The sequence below is a fragment of the Lutispora sp. QWL-02 genome (genome assembly GCF_058315355.1).
On sequence record NZ_CM177762.1, the window covers coordinates 3552951 to 3566341 of the forward strand.

Below are 13391 nucleotides of genomic sequence, written 5' to 3' on the forward strand. Positions count from 1 at the left end.
CATCCTAATTATTCTCATCCATCAAATAACAACTGTTTTTATTACCTTTTCATTAATATATAATCCTGATATCCTGATATAAATGTTTCATCCTCTATCTTCCGCTGAATAATTCGCTTTTCCTTATAGATAATATTGAATCCATCAAAATACTTTTCAGGCTCCTTATCTTTATAATGACAGTACAGTACCTCTTCATTATCCTCAATTTGTATAAACTCTCCATTGCTAATTTGGGTGCCTATTCCACAAGAACTACATTCTTCACTCAAAAAATTAACATAACATAATCCATTACGTTTCAATACTCGTAAGAATTCAACAGATGCAAGTTCAAAATCTTTCTTTTTCATATGGACAGAAGTATTATAAGAAAATAGAAAACTAAAAAATTTATTTTTGAATGGAATATTTCTCATATCACCATTAATGATATTTAAAGTCATTTTCTGCTCTTTACAAAATTGGTTTGCTTTTTCTAATTGCCCCTCCGATATTTCAATTCCATAAGTTTCATATCCAAATTCATAAAAAAGAGAAAGCGGAGGATTAGAGCCACCAGCCCCGCAATCCAGAACAATCTTCTCAAGCACAAATGAGTGTCGTCACGAACAAGTAACCTAATCATTGTCAAAGCGATTCCTTAGGTTTTCTTTGCTGGATACTCAGTCAATGTCTATATATTTTCTATTTTTTTTGGAGGGTTACTTATGTTAAAGGAAGTACTGGATTCCCATTTGCAATGTTCTGGAAAAATCCTGCCACGTGGTTGTCGCCAACCCCAAATACGTTCGTGCCATCAGAAGAAAGAAGACTGATGACAAAGACGCCACTTGGATTGCGGATCTGTTCAAATTCGGCTTAGTCCCTCAAAGCTTTATTCCACAAAAGGAACTATTTCAAAAGCGCAAGGAACAGTATATTAAAAATGCAATAAAACTATTGAAAAAGGGAGGCTGCGTCATTATCCCTCCATCTGTCCCAGCCTGATTTCTCATATTCAATATTAATTTGTAAAAAGCAGCAGTTTACTGGTGCTCTTTTTGGCTTGCTCACATTCTTGCTTTTATCTTTCAACCTAACCCTAACTTTTATTTATTTCTTAAGCTGCAATAAGTCAATGCATTGTTAAGCGACGTCAACAAAACAGTATATTTTAGAATATTAATAAGGACTTAGCAAATTAAGTTTCTATTTTTGAAACAATAATACTGTCAAGTCCTTATACATCATTAAATTTTATTTTATTTCTAAATCAAGGTTTTTCTTTGAGTGAACCAAGGTTAGTATCTCAACATCTTCACTTTCTACCTGATATACCATTCTATATGAATAAACAATTAAGTCCCTTATTCTCGGATTATTCAATTCAGGAATAGCCCTGCCTATATTAGGATAAGTCTTTAAATAATCAGATTTATTTATTATCTCTTCAACAACTTTCTTAGCATAAATTACTGAATCCTCAGATATATAATTATATATCCGTCTTAAATCATCCATAGCTGTTTTTGACCATTTTACCATTTTTCTGTTTCCTTTCGCAGTTCATCTACAGCTATAAAATTACCTTTTTTTATATCTCTCTGACCTTTTTTGACTTTATCTAAAACATATAATTTATACATAAATTCTTCCATGTCAAACTTTTCAGGTAAATTGGACACTAGATTCATAATATCTTGCTTTAAAACTTGCATTATTCCACCTCCAATTTGCTATCTTATCTTAATTATATACTAATATTGTAAAAAAATCTCTCCTATATGAAACATTCTTTTAATGTCGCTTAACGTTCTCGCATCTCCAATGTTGCTGAACCGGACATATAAGAAATACCCCTTGGAGGTGCTCGCACCCGGTGAAGCAATATGCGCGCCTACTTCATGCTCCAACTCTACGCGCCATTGTGGAGATGCATTGTTGAACTAAACCGCTAGCGCGGTGGCTCTTGTTCCGATATTCCTAATTATCCCATATATTTATTATCTTTTTCAGTACTACATCCTTTAAAATAAGAGTGAATATTTAAAAGTATGTGATTTTCATGAATCAACTTATCGAAAAAATGACAGACTACATGCAACTCAGGGGTTTTAGTCCCAAAACCATCTACGCCTATACGTCTTATGTAAAAAGGTTTGAGGAACACTTTGAAAAACATCCGGCGCGTATGGGAGAAAAGCAGGTACACCAGTATCTTTTGCATGTCATTTCCCAAGGTATCAGCAGTTCTTATGCAAATGGTTGCTACAGTACCTTACGTTTTCTTTATGAAACTACGATGAGCAAGGATTGGAATATGAAGAATATTCCCCGTTCCAAGAAACAGAGCAAACTGCCTATAGTGCGCTCTCTCCAAGAGGTATTGTCCTTATTTAATGCTGTCTCCAAATATTATCAATTGACATTGCATAACCCAAGCCTAAAAAGAAACCGTTCAAAATAAACACTCCCTTTCTCTAAACTCCAACTCCTGGCCGCCATGGACGGCGACCTAGCAGGAAATGTCATATAACGTTTGGTATCTCCAATGTTGCTGAACCGGACATCTAAGGAATACCTCTTGGCGATGCTTGCACCCGGTGAAGGAATGTGGTGCGGCATTCTTCACGCTCTTGCCCATCTGCACCTTCATGGGCATGCATTGTTATGTAAAGTCGCATGTCCCTTGTAGCCAGGAGGTCGACAGGACGTCGCCCCCCTTAATAAAATTTCCTAATATTCACTACACATTATATATTGGTAATGAACCAACTTAACTTTGTATTATGCTTATAATCTACAACTCGACAATCATACCGTCATATGCAAATTTTAAATTTGTATATTGTTTTTCAAGTTCAAGGTAATCTGAGTAAGATTTACCCCAATCTTCTTCTATATGTGTAACAATAACATTTTTTATGTTCATAGTTTCGACTATTTTAAATATATCGCTCATGCTGTGCAATTCATTGTGTAGGGGGTGATCGTCAGTAATGATTCTACCGTTTTTCAATACATTGCCTATATAAGTATTGCCGATTATCAGTATGTCTGCGTTTTGAATAATATTGTCGTTCGGAAAAGGAACACAATCGCACGGTGCATAAACAAGCTTTTTCCCATTTGATTCAAACACAAATACAGATACTGACTTGCTTTTTTGCACAGGGACAAAAGATATCCTAATATCGTTTATTTCAATATAGGAATCAACTATGGTACGTTTTATTAAGCCCATATGCTCATAATAATCAAGCAATGAACCATATTTGCTTCGAATTTGATTAATATCAGACATCACATCTGCCCATGCAAAAATATTGATCGGGTTTTCAGGTTTAATTTTGTCATAATAATCAAGCCACTCAAGTCGTAGCTGTTCCATAATTCTCATTCCAAGGGTATGATCAGGATCCCAATGACTATATAAAATATTGTCAATTCCCTTAATATCGGCATTATTTATCGCAATCGCAATATCTTCAGGTGTATCTACCAAAAGAGAAATATCATCTAAAAACAAACTACATCCACATCTTTTATATGGATAGCCCTTTTTTCTTGCTTCAACACAAACATTGCACTGACATAAAGGCTTAGGTGTACAAACACAACCGCCTGAGCCCGTAATAATAAATTTCATTTAGACAATCTCCCATTCTATAAATAATCTTTAGTTCCCATTTCTAAATAAGTAGAAATTATTTCTTCAGAACTCAACTTTCATAATCTGCGACAGGGCGTCGCAGGTCTTTGCGTGTGGTTTTGGAGAACGTTTCTGCATGACCGGCATGCCTAAACCTTAGATAGTTCTTGTCTTGGTGAAGGCATGTGTGCTGGCTCTCCCCCTAAAGCCTGTCCCTCCAGTAGGTCTGATATTATAGAGAAAACAGGCGAAAACAAGAAAAGAAAAATTGCAAAGCCACTAATATTGAACAGACTTAAATTTTGAATATTTCTGCATATGAAAAAGCCTGTCAAAATAAAAGTTCCCAACAGATATATAATCAAACCCAAATTAGAATCAATAAAGTTTATATGCGATAAAAAAAGCAGCACAAATCTTAAAAAAAGTAGTGAAATCAAAATGCTTAAGTTTATTTTTTCATTTTCTACAGTATCTGTCATCTGATACACCTCGCCAAATATAAATAATCTTTATTTTAGATAATTCTACAATTACTAAGTAAGAATCCTATAACCATTCCTTTTAAATCAGCGCATGGACGCGCGGCAATGCACTATCTGTACTCTAACGTTTCGTGTCTGCAACGTCCCTGAACCGGACTTCAGAGCTCTTCTACTTAGCGTTGCTTGCCAACCGGTGAATGGATGAGGTGCGGCAGACTTCATGCTCGCTCTATAGAGTTCTACTGCATGCCCTTGCTTCCCGCACCCCTGTGCAGAAACATTGTTATACGATGGGCCGAGCCCCGCAAAGACAAAAGCAGCAAGGATGCTGCGACCTCAAATTTTCTCTTATTCGTAATATATAAAAATTGCGAACTTACTTACTTCATATTATGCTCATTAGCTTTGATTAGTATCTTCCTTGAATATAAATAATATTCCTTTTTCGCACAAGGTAGCTGCAGGAACTAACTGTCTGCAACAAGGTATTAGAAGATGTGGCTATTACTTTTCTCTAGCAATCCTTAGTATGATATAAAGAATATGTCTTGCCGGTTATACTAATAAGCGTTATGTTTAATAAATACTCTGTCCTTAATAAAGATTACCTAACAAGCAGCACTAATTACCTTCTCCATAAAAATAATATCGTGCTTATTTCCTTGGTCATCTGTCCAATAGTCCTTTATTCTTTCGATTTCTTCAAATCCAAGTTTTTTATACAACCTATATGCCCTAATATTATCATGAATTGTATCTATCTCTATTTTATTTAGGCCAAACTCTGAAGTTAAATAATCAATGAAGAGGGATAAAGATTCCTCACCTAGTCCCTTTCCCTGATAGCTAATTTCTGATATCTTAATTGCAATTCTACACTTTTTGTTTTTTAAATCCAATTCTCCATATTGAAGCTCACCAATTTCATTATCAGTTTTAATATCTGTAATAATAAACATTCTGCTTTCCAATATAGCATTACCATCACTGAGTTGCTTTTCAAATCTTGAAAAAAGACTTGATTCAGTTATGCCCATACCATTTATAAAACCCATATCTTTCATGAGTGAACCATCATTCCACCATCTTGTTATAATTGGAATATCTGAATAATCTAACGTTCGTACCCTTATACGATCAGACTCAAATATTATATTCTTCATAGTTAGCCTCCTCATTCTACATTTTATACCATTGTCCAAAGTCTTGTTTTCCTCACTAGACCCACAAAGAACTGCCTTGATATCTCCATGTCTTCGTTAAGGTAGGATAGCCAGTTACCTGGCTGCCGTCGACTCCTTTCCCATGTAGACAGCTTTCCCGTCCTCAGAGTACTATGTTCCCTGTACCTTGTAGTACCTCTACTTTACGTTTGACAGTACCTACCTGCTTTGCAGGAGGTAAGGGACACTCCCAAGTTCTTGTACGGTTCTCTTCCAGCATGCCACACTCTCTGACCCCGGTGGAATCTACGAGGGCTCACCATATCGCCCTTTTCATATTCGCTTCCGTTATGTATAAAGCGTCGCCTTCCACTTTTTGTGCATTTGATGGGGCTGAATCGTCTCAGGAAGTGCGGTCTTCCCTACGGCCTATTGGATTCGCTGTCTACGCTTCGCCCTTAAAGTTACCAGACAGGACGCAAGACTCGCTACTGGTGGGTGATTAGCCCTTGCCAGATAGAAACTTTAATTTTATCAGAACCGCCAAGCTTTGCTTGGCCCACTAACGTTTTGCATGATGTCGAGAGGCCCACAAAGCCACAGCTCATCAAAGAGCCATGTCCCTTGAATTTAGTAAAACCTTAACTATATTTTCATTTCATAGTTAATGCCTGTAATTTTAAATCCGATACTTGTATAAAAATTTATAATTGCATACTAACAAAATTCCACAACCCGACTTACTAAATCACACTATAAACGGTGCTCCTCCACCCCCGATGTCAGGCAACGTCTGGCATTCAAGACGTTCCTGAGCCTAGCCAAACTTGGCTTGGTGAAGGAATGTACTTTGGCTTCTTCAGAGGCTTTACCCTAATTAAGCCAAAGCGAACTTGAATGTATTGTTATATGTAGTTAAGCTACTACACTTTAAGCTGCGTCTGCTCTAGCTATTTTTAAATTTACTATGAATAAAAAAAGACGCCAAAACTTAATTTAGAATTATGTTACATATAGGTATTTATTTTTCTAATTCTATAAACAAATACATTGGTATTTTTTTCAACCAAGCGACTCTTGATGACATCCGAGATTGTTCTTCTGTTGGTATTGGTTCATTCATATCAATTAATTTAAAACTATTTTTGACAAATGCTTTTATATAATCTGATAAAGTCCTGTGTCTATATAAAATTGGAGCATTCATTCCTTTGATTTCTCCGATCCATTCTTTTGGATTATGATAATCAGAAACAAGCACTTCTATATTTTCATTATTTAACATCCATTTAGTTTCCTTCCCTTTGAAGCATGGATGCAATATAGAAATAAATACTTTTCCATTCTGCTTTAAAACACGATGAATTTCCTTTAAGGTTCCATCCAAATCTTCAACATCCATCAACATCATTGAGCAGAGCACTATATCATAATAATTGTCATCAATATCATTTAGTGTATTTGCATTGAGAACACAATGGTCAATCCTTAAGCCTTCTTCTTTTGCTTTATTTTTTGCGTACTCAATAAAAGCTTGTGAACAGTCAGCAGCCGTAACGATTGATCCTTTATGTGCTAATGCTCTCGAATAACCACCTTCGCCACATCCCAAATCAAGAATATATTTGCCTTTCACATCCCCCAATTTTTCTAATGTGTAGGGCATTAAGTAATAACTCCTGAAATCATTTGTTTGGGCTTTATCAATCCATTCGTCTATATTCACCTGATTCCAACATTCAGTTGAACTGTCTTTTATCATTTTTTATTCCTCCACAAAATACTATTTATTATTTTGTTTTACATATTTAATATGTTGCAATATTTTACAATTACGTCCAATATAACTAAAATTAAAACTTTAAGCTGTCACTCTGTTTATCTAAAATTACATATACGTTCTCGCATCTCCAATGTTGCTGAACCGGACATATAGGGAATACTCCCTTGGTGGTGCTCGCACCCGGTGAAGCAATATGGCGCGCCGACTTCTTGCTTCAGCTCTTCGCGCCCTTGTGGAGATGCTTTGTTAGACGGCGCTAAATCCACTTATCTACCCCAAATGTTCTTTAAGCCATTATAAAATAGACCCACAAAACTGTGAGTCTATCTTTCATCAAGCAAGTGCGCAATTTTTTCTTTTACCTTATCAACTACTTGTTTTTTAACTCTCCCAAACTTTTTTACTACTATGGTTTTTGAAAGAGTATAGATTTTATCCGCTCTTACACAAGAATCAATTTTTATATCTCCTTCGAGCATATCACTGTTTTTAAACACTATTGAATAATCCTTTTCTTCTATATTGGAAGTTATAGCAGCTACAATGATATCTTCCGTTTTCTCGTTATATTCAGAATTTGAAATAACTAGAACAGGTCTTCTTTTACTTGATGATAAATCAGTAAAGGGAATTGGAATAAGTAAAATATCACCTTGGTTATACATTATTCCACACCTCATCATCTATATTATTATCCCAAAATTTTAGACTGCTTTCACTTGCTTTTTGTAAATCCCTATACGTTTCTTTTTCTCTTCTAACTTTAAGATAGCTAATAAAATCTATAACCTCAAAAGCTTCATTTTCTGGTATGTCTTCAATTAATCTTTTCAGTATCTGCTTGGCTGTATTCATAGAAACACCACCTTTAAAACTTACTTGTAATTATATTATAACCCATGCATAGTATATTTAGAAGATTATTACCATAAAATGTACTTTCCAATAGTGTCGTCTAACGTCTCATGTCTGCAACGTCCCTGAACCGGACATATGAGGGATACCCCTTGGCGATGCTCGCACCCGGTGAAGCAATATGGCGCGCTTACTTCATACTCCAACTCGTCGCGCCCTTGTGGAGATGCTTTGTTATCTTTAGTATGGCGACCTCTTGTTCAGAAGTTGCCGTGGTGGGCAACTCCTTAAAATCTCTCTATTATGCTTTTTATAAATAATACGAACTAAAGAATATGCTCATAATGTGTTGGAATTATACGCTACAGTATGCTTTCTATAATCCTATCTACAACAGTATCCCATGGTCTTGATTCAATCACTTTAATCCCTAATTTTTCACAGGTATCCACCAACCAATCTCCATACTCGGTGCTGATATCCGCTCTGAAATGTTGCAATCCGCCACCCTCTCTGGCAAGATAATTCTGCAAAATTTGATTTTTATCCGGCTCATATATATATATAGATTTTACCTTTGGATTTTCAAAAGATACCGCAAATTCAGGGTGTACAAAATCACCCTCAATAATTACTGGTACATCAGCTTCAATGTGGTTGTCAACAATTGCCTTTAATCCAGGAATCATTTCTTTGCTTACGTCAATAAGCCACTTTACGTTTCCGCTTACACCGATATCCATCCAGTTTATGCCAGTACTCCAATAATGAATTGCCGGAAGAATCTCTCTCGTTGTCATTGCCTTTACAGCTTGGCAAATATCATCCACTTCCATGACATTCACATTATAAAAATGAGCCAGTTCATAGGCAATACTCGATTTACCCATATCTGATGCACCGCCTATAAACAAAACCGTCCAATTTCTATCTCTGTTCAATTTATCACCTTCATTCTTATCAGTATTTAGCACATAGTATATACATAATCTATGCATCGCCCAATATCAAACAACTATGAAGTAATATAAACCATAAGTGAAACCTCTCTAACAAATCCGGGCAGGACGCCCGGTCAATCCGCCATATTGAAGATAACGTTCCACGTACTCCTGATGTTGCCCAACCTTAGATAGCTCTTATCTTAGGTTGGGCAATATGCGTAGCGAACAGGAGTACTTTGTTATGTGAAGTCTGACTGTTAAGTCTTATTATCAACAATTTATATACATCATTCAATCTGATCTGCTTTTAGTTATAATTAAAAATCATTTATTGTCTGGCATTTCCATATATTCATATTCCCATCTACGATGCTCTAAATCATCCCACCTATTAGGCTTTGTAGCTATTTTCAATTCCACATTAGTTAAATTGTTATTAGATATATATTCTGTAAAGTTCTCCTCAACTTGTTCTAATATTCTGCCTTTCTGAGGAACTTCAATATCTTGAAAACCATAATCACTACTTACATAATGATAGACATTAATAATTGGTTTGCCCGATTTCAAATGTAATCCAGCTGTTGTATAGTTATATAGTATAAATCCAAGACTTAATAAAATAATCATGTAAAGAACATGTGTATTTTTAGCAAACATATTCTTCATCTAATTACAACCCCCTAAAGCACATATGATTTTTTAATGATTAACATACAATCTAGTGATACCGAAGATTTCAATTAACGGCCCGCTTCTCCGACATCCTCAAACCGGACTTACAAAGCCCTTCTTCGTAGGCGGTACTCGCACCCAGTGAGAGGATGTGGGCAGGATGACCCCATGTTCCTACTACATAGCCATTCTTCATGCTTGCCCTTGCGGAGAAGCATCGTTCTACGAAGTGGGGGGCACCGCGAAGCTAGAACTCGGCACGGACGCCGGTTCCCCTGACAATCACTTTACCAAAGCACTTCTACGCAAAGTTAAGATTAGTCGAAGCTGTATTAATTAAATTCTAAAATAAATTCACATGGTTTTTCACCTCGACTGTTAATCGGAGACGAAATAATTTTCTTTGTTTTCAGTTTAACATCTAACATTAATTGTAAATGGCGGCGAAATGACCCAGCACAGCATAAACAGTATGATAAAGGCATGTCACGGTCATCAGAATTGTTTTTTGATAGAGCAAGGTCTGAAACTTTCACATCTTTACAAACGGTGGCTGAACAAACGCACGAATACTTATCATTGTTTTTGTAAACCATTACCGCAGTTAGAGTCCCGTCATTATTTAAGGATATACTTTCGGAAGCAAAAATCCTACTATTAAGATGTAGTATTTTTTCGTTTAGAGATTTGCCAGTCAATTCTTTACCGATTTTTTCACATTTTTTCAGATATTCTTTGCCACCCAAACAAGCACAAGAATCCAAACTTTCATACATCATATTAGAATCAAGTAAAGTTTCCATCCGTGTAATGACTTCTACTAAATCTTCGTTCCCGATAATTTCCCGTATAAGTTTCTTGTCAATATTATTTTGCTCCAATCGCTTTTTAATTCCATAAACTCTTGCCACTTTATTTTCCCCCCATTATATAATTAATCAGTAGTTCCCTCTTTAAACAAACGTGAAATATTTAAGGCTCCAAAGCCTTTTCCCCAGTTCAACACTTCGAAGGCTTTTCTTTCAAAATCCGCGCCTGGACGGCGCGGCCCCCTACCCCCCATTTCGTAGAACGTTTTGATATTCCTGATACCGAGACCCTTAGAGCAATGTCTCTTAGGGTCTCGGTATCAGGAATATACGTGTTATGTGAAGTATGAGTCGTTTCATATATCTAAAATATTAATCTTTGATAGCTTTTCTCTAAGTTGAAGTGAAATAGATTGTTGAACAAACATCATCTTATATTTATCATATTCATATCCAAATAATTTAAGTAAATGTTTTGCATCTTCTCTACTTATATCTAATAATTCTGCAAATTCATTATGATTCCATTCATTTCTTGAATAAACTAAGTCAAAATAAGATTGTGGCGGAACATCTTTTCTCTTAAAAAGTGACTGTAGCCACTTACTAGCCCCTATAATAATAGTGCCCAACCCTACAACAGTAACAAATTGGTCTATTATCGGATAGATTGATTCCCAAATTTCTGTTAACTCTTTAAAACCAGGACCTCCAGCTTGTGGATATCCTGTTTTTGAATAAATAATATTATTTTCAATTGCATGAGTAGAAATGAAATCTATCACTTTTGCTTCTTCAAATGAAATATCCCATTCTACTTTACCTTTTGAATTAATTATATATGGTAAGAAATTCTGATTAAAACAAAACATGCCACTTAAATAGTAATATTCAGAGAGATCAGCACATGGTTGTCCTACTTTATCGAGCACCTCTTTTATGGTTGTATTATCATCAACATTTGACACAAATTCTATAGTTTCTGGATAAACTTTAGGGTTAATTTCGTGGAATACATGATAAAATATTACTTTAACTTCCATATTTATACCCTCCTCAGTATACATTCTATAGGACTCATATTTTGCATAACGTCTTGCTATTCCCGACATTCCTGAACTGGACCCGCGAAGCCCTACTTCATGGCGGTGCCGGAGCTTGTCAAGTAAGTTGTCGCATTAATTTTTATAGTACGTATTTTAAAGCCCGTGGCTATAATGTCATTAGCCGATTTGACATTGACATGGAGCCTCTACCTATATGGTTGTAGTGCTTAGGGGCGTACTATATAGTAAGCCCTGCCCTTTAAATTGAGGCTACCATATAGGCTTCTCCATATCAATGGTTCGCAAGCCAAATCTCTACGCTCCTGATTCTCCACATTGATGTTCTTTCATTTCAAAATCTTGATATTCAATCTCTTTTACAGGGTTTAATGCTACATATTTAGGCAAAGACCAATCTCTAATATTTTTAACCCATCTCTCAGGGTGTCTTGCCCTTGCTGCTTCATATACCTTTATTCTATTCTCCATTATTCTATCACCTAATCCATAGTGCCTTTGATAAGGTGTTATAAAATTTATACCACTGTGTAAATGGCTGTAGTTGTACCAGTCCACAAACTTTGCTACCCATTTTCTCGCTTCCTCTAAGCTTCCAAAGCCATTCGATGGATACTGTGGCCTATACTTCATTGTTTTAAATAGCGATTCTGAATAAGGGTTGTCATTGCTTACTCTTGGCCTTGAGAAGGAGCTTTGTACACCTAGCTTTTCTAAAGTTGCAAGAAATGTTGCTCCTTTCATGGGGCTTCCATTGTCTGAATGTAATACCAAGGGTCTCCCAGCTATATTTTGTGACAGCAAGGCTTTCCTTACTAAGGCTTCTGAGTACTCTGCATTTTCCGTTTCCCATACTTCATAAGCTACTATGAATCTGCTAAACATATCTATTATTAAATAAAGTTTGTAGTACATTCCTTTGATAGATGCATTAAGCCAGGTGATATCCCATGTCCACACTTTATTAGGGGCTATAGCTATATGTGTTGGTATTTCTCTTTTTACAGGTGCCTGAGTTTTGCTTCTTTTTGTATCCATCTCCTCTCGTTTTAATATCCTGTGTATAGTGGATTCTGAGGCTAAATACACCCCATCATCCGCAAGCTTGGGCACTATCTGCGATGGCACTAAATCAGCATATTCCGGCTTATTTATTGTTTTTAATAATTCCTCCCGTTCTTCCTTTGTCAGTTTATTTTTAGGTAAAGGCCTTTCTGCTATAGGACGTTGATCTTCTTTAACATTTCCTTCCTGAGTCCATCTTTGGTATGTACGTTCGCTTATGTGAAGTATTTTACATGTCGGCTTTAATCTAGCTCCAGCTTTTCTTGCTTCATCGATCAGTTCTACTGCAATTGCGCGATCTGAGGAACTGATCATTCTTCCTCGGGGTCCCCCCAAATCGCTTGTGCTTTTTTTCTTAATACCAATAAAGCAGCAGTTTCTGCCAAAGCCTTTTCTTTAACTCTTAATTCTTTCTCTAAGACTTTTATTTTCTGTTTTTCTGCTTTAAGTTCTTCTTCTAATTTTTCAGGATCTTTACTATCTTTTATATTTGCATCTATGCATTGCCTTGTCCACTCTTTTACTTCTTCTACATATAGACCTTTTCTTCGGCAATAGGCTGCCAATCCTTCTTCCGTGAGAGTAGAGGTTTCTAATACAACATGAAATTTATCTTTAGAGCTCCATTTTTTAGGAACTTTATTTGTATTTACAACTTCATCTTTATTTTCTTTACATGTCTTTATCCATTGATATATAGTAGTCTTAGGGATGCTTAATTCTTTAGCAATTTGAGGCACTGTTACATTGGTTGGAGGTTCTAATCTTTTTAAGACTTTTTCTTTAAATTCTTTCGAGTATTGTTTTTTACTATTGTCACTATTTGACATGTTTATCCTCCTCAGATTGTTATCGTATTTTTATTATACTTTATTTTCTATACGACAACTATCCTAACACATAGGGGTGCTTGC

At 35.8% G+C, this 13391-nt stretch carries 16 protein-coding genes and 1 pseudogene; 2 read left to right on the forward strand and 15 right to left on the reverse strand.

Features of this window, described 5'->3' with window-relative positions; genetic code table 11:
* Positions 1 to 41: 41 nt before the first annotated feature.
* Positions 42 to 593, reverse strand: coding sequence for a class I SAM-dependent methyltransferase (locus AC4HCY_RS16830; RefSeq protein WP_491094689.1), 552 nt, complete (start codon positions 591 to 593; stop codon positions 42 to 44).
* Between the two features lie 127 nt (positions 594 to 720).
* On the opposite strand from AC4HCY_RS16830, the pseudogene AC4HCY_RS16835 reads away from it, so the two are divergent.
* Positions 721 to 909 (forward strand): annotated as a pseudogene (locus tag AC4HCY_RS16835) (IS110 family transposase); the annotation flags it as partial.
* Positions 910 to 1239: 330 nt separating this feature from the next.
* On the opposite strand, the gene AC4HCY_RS16840 reads toward AC4HCY_RS16835, so the two are convergent.
* The gene (locus tag AC4HCY_RS16840; protein WP_491094690.1) at positions 1240 to 1527 is read right to left on the reverse strand and encodes a type II toxin-antitoxin system RelE/ParE family toxin; all 288 of its coding nucleotides are present in this window, start codon (positions 1525 to 1527) and stop codon (positions 1240 to 1242) included.
* Positions 1521 to 1700, reverse strand: coding sequence for a hypothetical protein (locus tag AC4HCY_RS16845; protein ID WP_255227450.1), 180 nt, complete (start codon positions 1698 to 1700; stop codon positions 1521 to 1523). The genes AC4HCY_RS16840 and AC4HCY_RS16845 overlap by 7 nt, the downstream gene beginning before the upstream one ends.
* Positions 1701 to 2047: 347 nt before the next feature.
* On the opposite strand from AC4HCY_RS16845, the gene AC4HCY_RS16850 reads away from it, so the two are divergent.
* Positions 2048 to 2449, forward strand: coding sequence for a phage integrase N-terminal SAM-like domain-containing protein (locus AC4HCY_RS16850; RefSeq protein WP_491094691.1), 402 nt, complete (start codon positions 2048 to 2050; stop codon positions 2447 to 2449).
* Between the two features lie 333 nt (positions 2450 to 2782).
* Here the strand turns inward: AC4HCY_RS16850 and AC4HCY_RS16855 are convergent, their stop codons facing one another.
* The 12 genes from AC4HCY_RS16855 to AC4HCY_RS16910 form a co-directional block, all read right to left on the reverse strand.
* A complete protein-coding gene (locus tag AC4HCY_RS16855) occupies positions 2783 to 3631 on the reverse strand; it encodes an MBL fold metallo-hydrolase (RefSeq protein WP_323433982.1) in 849 nt (282 codons plus the stop codon).
* A 152-nt stretch (positions 3632 to 3783) separates the two neighbouring features.
* The gene (locus tag AC4HCY_RS16860; RefSeq protein ID WP_491094692.1) at positions 3784 to 4116 is read right to left on the reverse strand and encodes a hypothetical protein; all 333 of its coding nucleotides are present in this window, start codon (positions 4114 to 4116) and stop codon (positions 3784 to 3786) included.
* Positions 4117 to 4727: 611 nt separating this feature from the next.
* Positions 4728 to 5282 carry a GNAT family N-acetyltransferase gene (locus AC4HCY_RS16865; protein WP_323433981.1) on the reverse strand — a complete coding sequence of 185 codons (555 nt, stop codon included), beginning with the start codon at positions 5280 to 5282 and terminating at the stop codon, positions 4728 to 4730.
* Between the two features lie 1021 nt (positions 5283 to 6303).
* Positions 6304 to 7044: a class I SAM-dependent methyltransferase gene (locus tag AC4HCY_RS16870; protein WP_491094693.1), complete on the reverse strand. Its 741-nt coding sequence runs from the start codon at positions 7042 to 7044 to the stop codon at positions 6304 to 6306.
* 344 nt (positions 7045 to 7388) lie between these two features.
* A complete protein-coding gene (locus AC4HCY_RS16875; RefSeq protein WP_323433977.1) occupies positions 7389 to 7730 on the reverse strand; it encodes a type II toxin-antitoxin system PemK/MazF family toxin in 342 nt (113 codons plus the stop codon).
* Positions 7723 to 7920, reverse strand: a complete 198-nt coding sequence (locus AC4HCY_RS16880; protein ID WP_323433976.1) for a DUF2281 domain-containing protein — start codon at positions 7918 to 7920, stop codon at positions 7723 to 7725. Before AC4HCY_RS16880 ends, AC4HCY_RS16875 begins: the two co-directional genes overlap by 8 nt.
* Positions 7921 to 8282: 362 nt before the next feature.
* A complete protein-coding gene (locus tag AC4HCY_RS16885) occupies positions 8283 to 8861 on the reverse strand; it encodes a hypothetical protein (protein WP_491094694.1) in 579 nt (192 codons plus the stop codon).
* A gap of 327 nt (positions 8862 to 9188) precedes the next feature.
* Positions 9189 to 9533, reverse strand: a complete 345-nt coding sequence (locus AC4HCY_RS16890; protein WP_491094695.1) for a hypothetical protein — start codon at positions 9531 to 9533, stop codon at positions 9189 to 9191.
* A 338-nt stretch (positions 9534 to 9871) separates the two neighbouring features.
* A complete protein-coding gene (locus AC4HCY_RS16895; protein ID WP_323433972.1) occupies positions 9872 to 10450 on the reverse strand; it encodes a hypothetical protein in 579 nt (192 codons plus the stop codon).
* Positions 10451 to 10704: 254 nt separating this feature from the next.
* Positions 10705 to 11391 (reverse strand): hypothetical protein, encoded by a 687-nt coding sequence (locus AC4HCY_RS16900; RefSeq protein WP_323433971.1) that lies wholly within the window; start codon positions 11389 to 11391, stop codon positions 10705 to 10707.
* Positions 11392 to 11709: 318 nt separating this feature from the next.
* Complete coding sequence (locus AC4HCY_RS16905; RefSeq protein ID WP_491094696.1) at positions 11710 to 12792, reverse strand: IS3 family transposase; 1083 nt, start codon at positions 12790 to 12792, stop codon at positions 11710 to 11712.
* Complete coding sequence (locus AC4HCY_RS16910) at positions 12789 to 13307, reverse strand: transposase (RefSeq protein WP_491094697.1); 519 nt, start codon at positions 13305 to 13307, stop codon at positions 12789 to 12791. Before AC4HCY_RS16910 ends, AC4HCY_RS16905 begins: the two co-directional genes overlap by 4 nt.
* Positions 13308 to 13391 lie beyond the last annotated feature (84 nt).

Excerpts from the sequence above, each read along its gene's own strand:
- AC4HCY_RS16875 (WP_323433977.1), bottom strand. The coding sequence starts at position 7,730 with ATGTATAACCAAGGTGATATTTTACTTATTCCAATTCCCTTTACTGAT.
- AC4HCY_RS16880 (WP_323433976.1), bottom strand. The coding sequence starts at position 7,920 with ATGAATACAGCCAAGCAGATACTGAAAAGATTAATTGAAGACATACCA.
- AC4HCY_RS16870 (WP_491094693.1), bottom strand. The coding sequence starts at position 7,044 with ATGATAAAAGACAGTTCAACTGAATGTTGGAATCAGGTGAATATAGAC.
- AC4HCY_RS16890 (WP_491094695.1), bottom strand. The coding sequence starts at position 9,533 with ATGAAGAATATGTTTGCTAAAAATACACATGTTCTTTACATGATTATT.
- AC4HCY_RS16860 (WP_491094692.1), bottom strand. The coding sequence starts at position 4,116 with ATGACAGATACTGTAGAAAATGAAAAAATAAACTTAAGCATTTTGATT.
- AC4HCY_RS16910 (WP_491094697.1), bottom strand. The coding sequence starts at position 13,307 with ATGTCAAATAGTGACAATAGTAAAAAACAATACTCGAAAGAATTTAAA.
- AC4HCY_RS16840 (WP_491094690.1), bottom strand. The coding sequence starts at position 1,527 with ATGGTAAAATGGTCAAAAACAGCTATGGATGATTTAAGACGGATATAT.
- AC4HCY_RS16855 (WP_323433982.1), bottom strand. The coding sequence starts at position 3,631 with ATGAAATTTATTATTACGGGCTCAGGCGGTTGTGTTTGTACACCTAAG.
- AC4HCY_RS16850 (WP_491094691.1), top strand. The coding sequence starts at position 2,048 with ATGAATCAACTTATCGAAAAAATGACAGACTACATGCAACTCAGGGGT.
- AC4HCY_RS16865 (WP_323433981.1), bottom strand. The coding sequence starts at position 5,282 with ATGAAGAATATAATATTTGAGTCTGATCGTATAAGGGTACGAACGTTA.
- AC4HCY_RS16900 (WP_323433971.1), bottom strand. The coding sequence starts at position 11,391 with ATGGAAGTTAAAGTAATATTTTATCATGTATTCCACGAAATTAACCCT.
- AC4HCY_RS16845 (WP_255227450.1), bottom strand. The coding sequence starts at position 1,700 with ATGCAAGTTTTAAAGCAAGATATTATGAATCTAGTGTCCAATTTACCT.
- AC4HCY_RS16905 (WP_491094696.1), bottom strand. The coding sequence starts at position 12,792 with ATGATCAGTTCCTCAGATCGCGCAATTGCAGTAGAACTGATCGATGAA.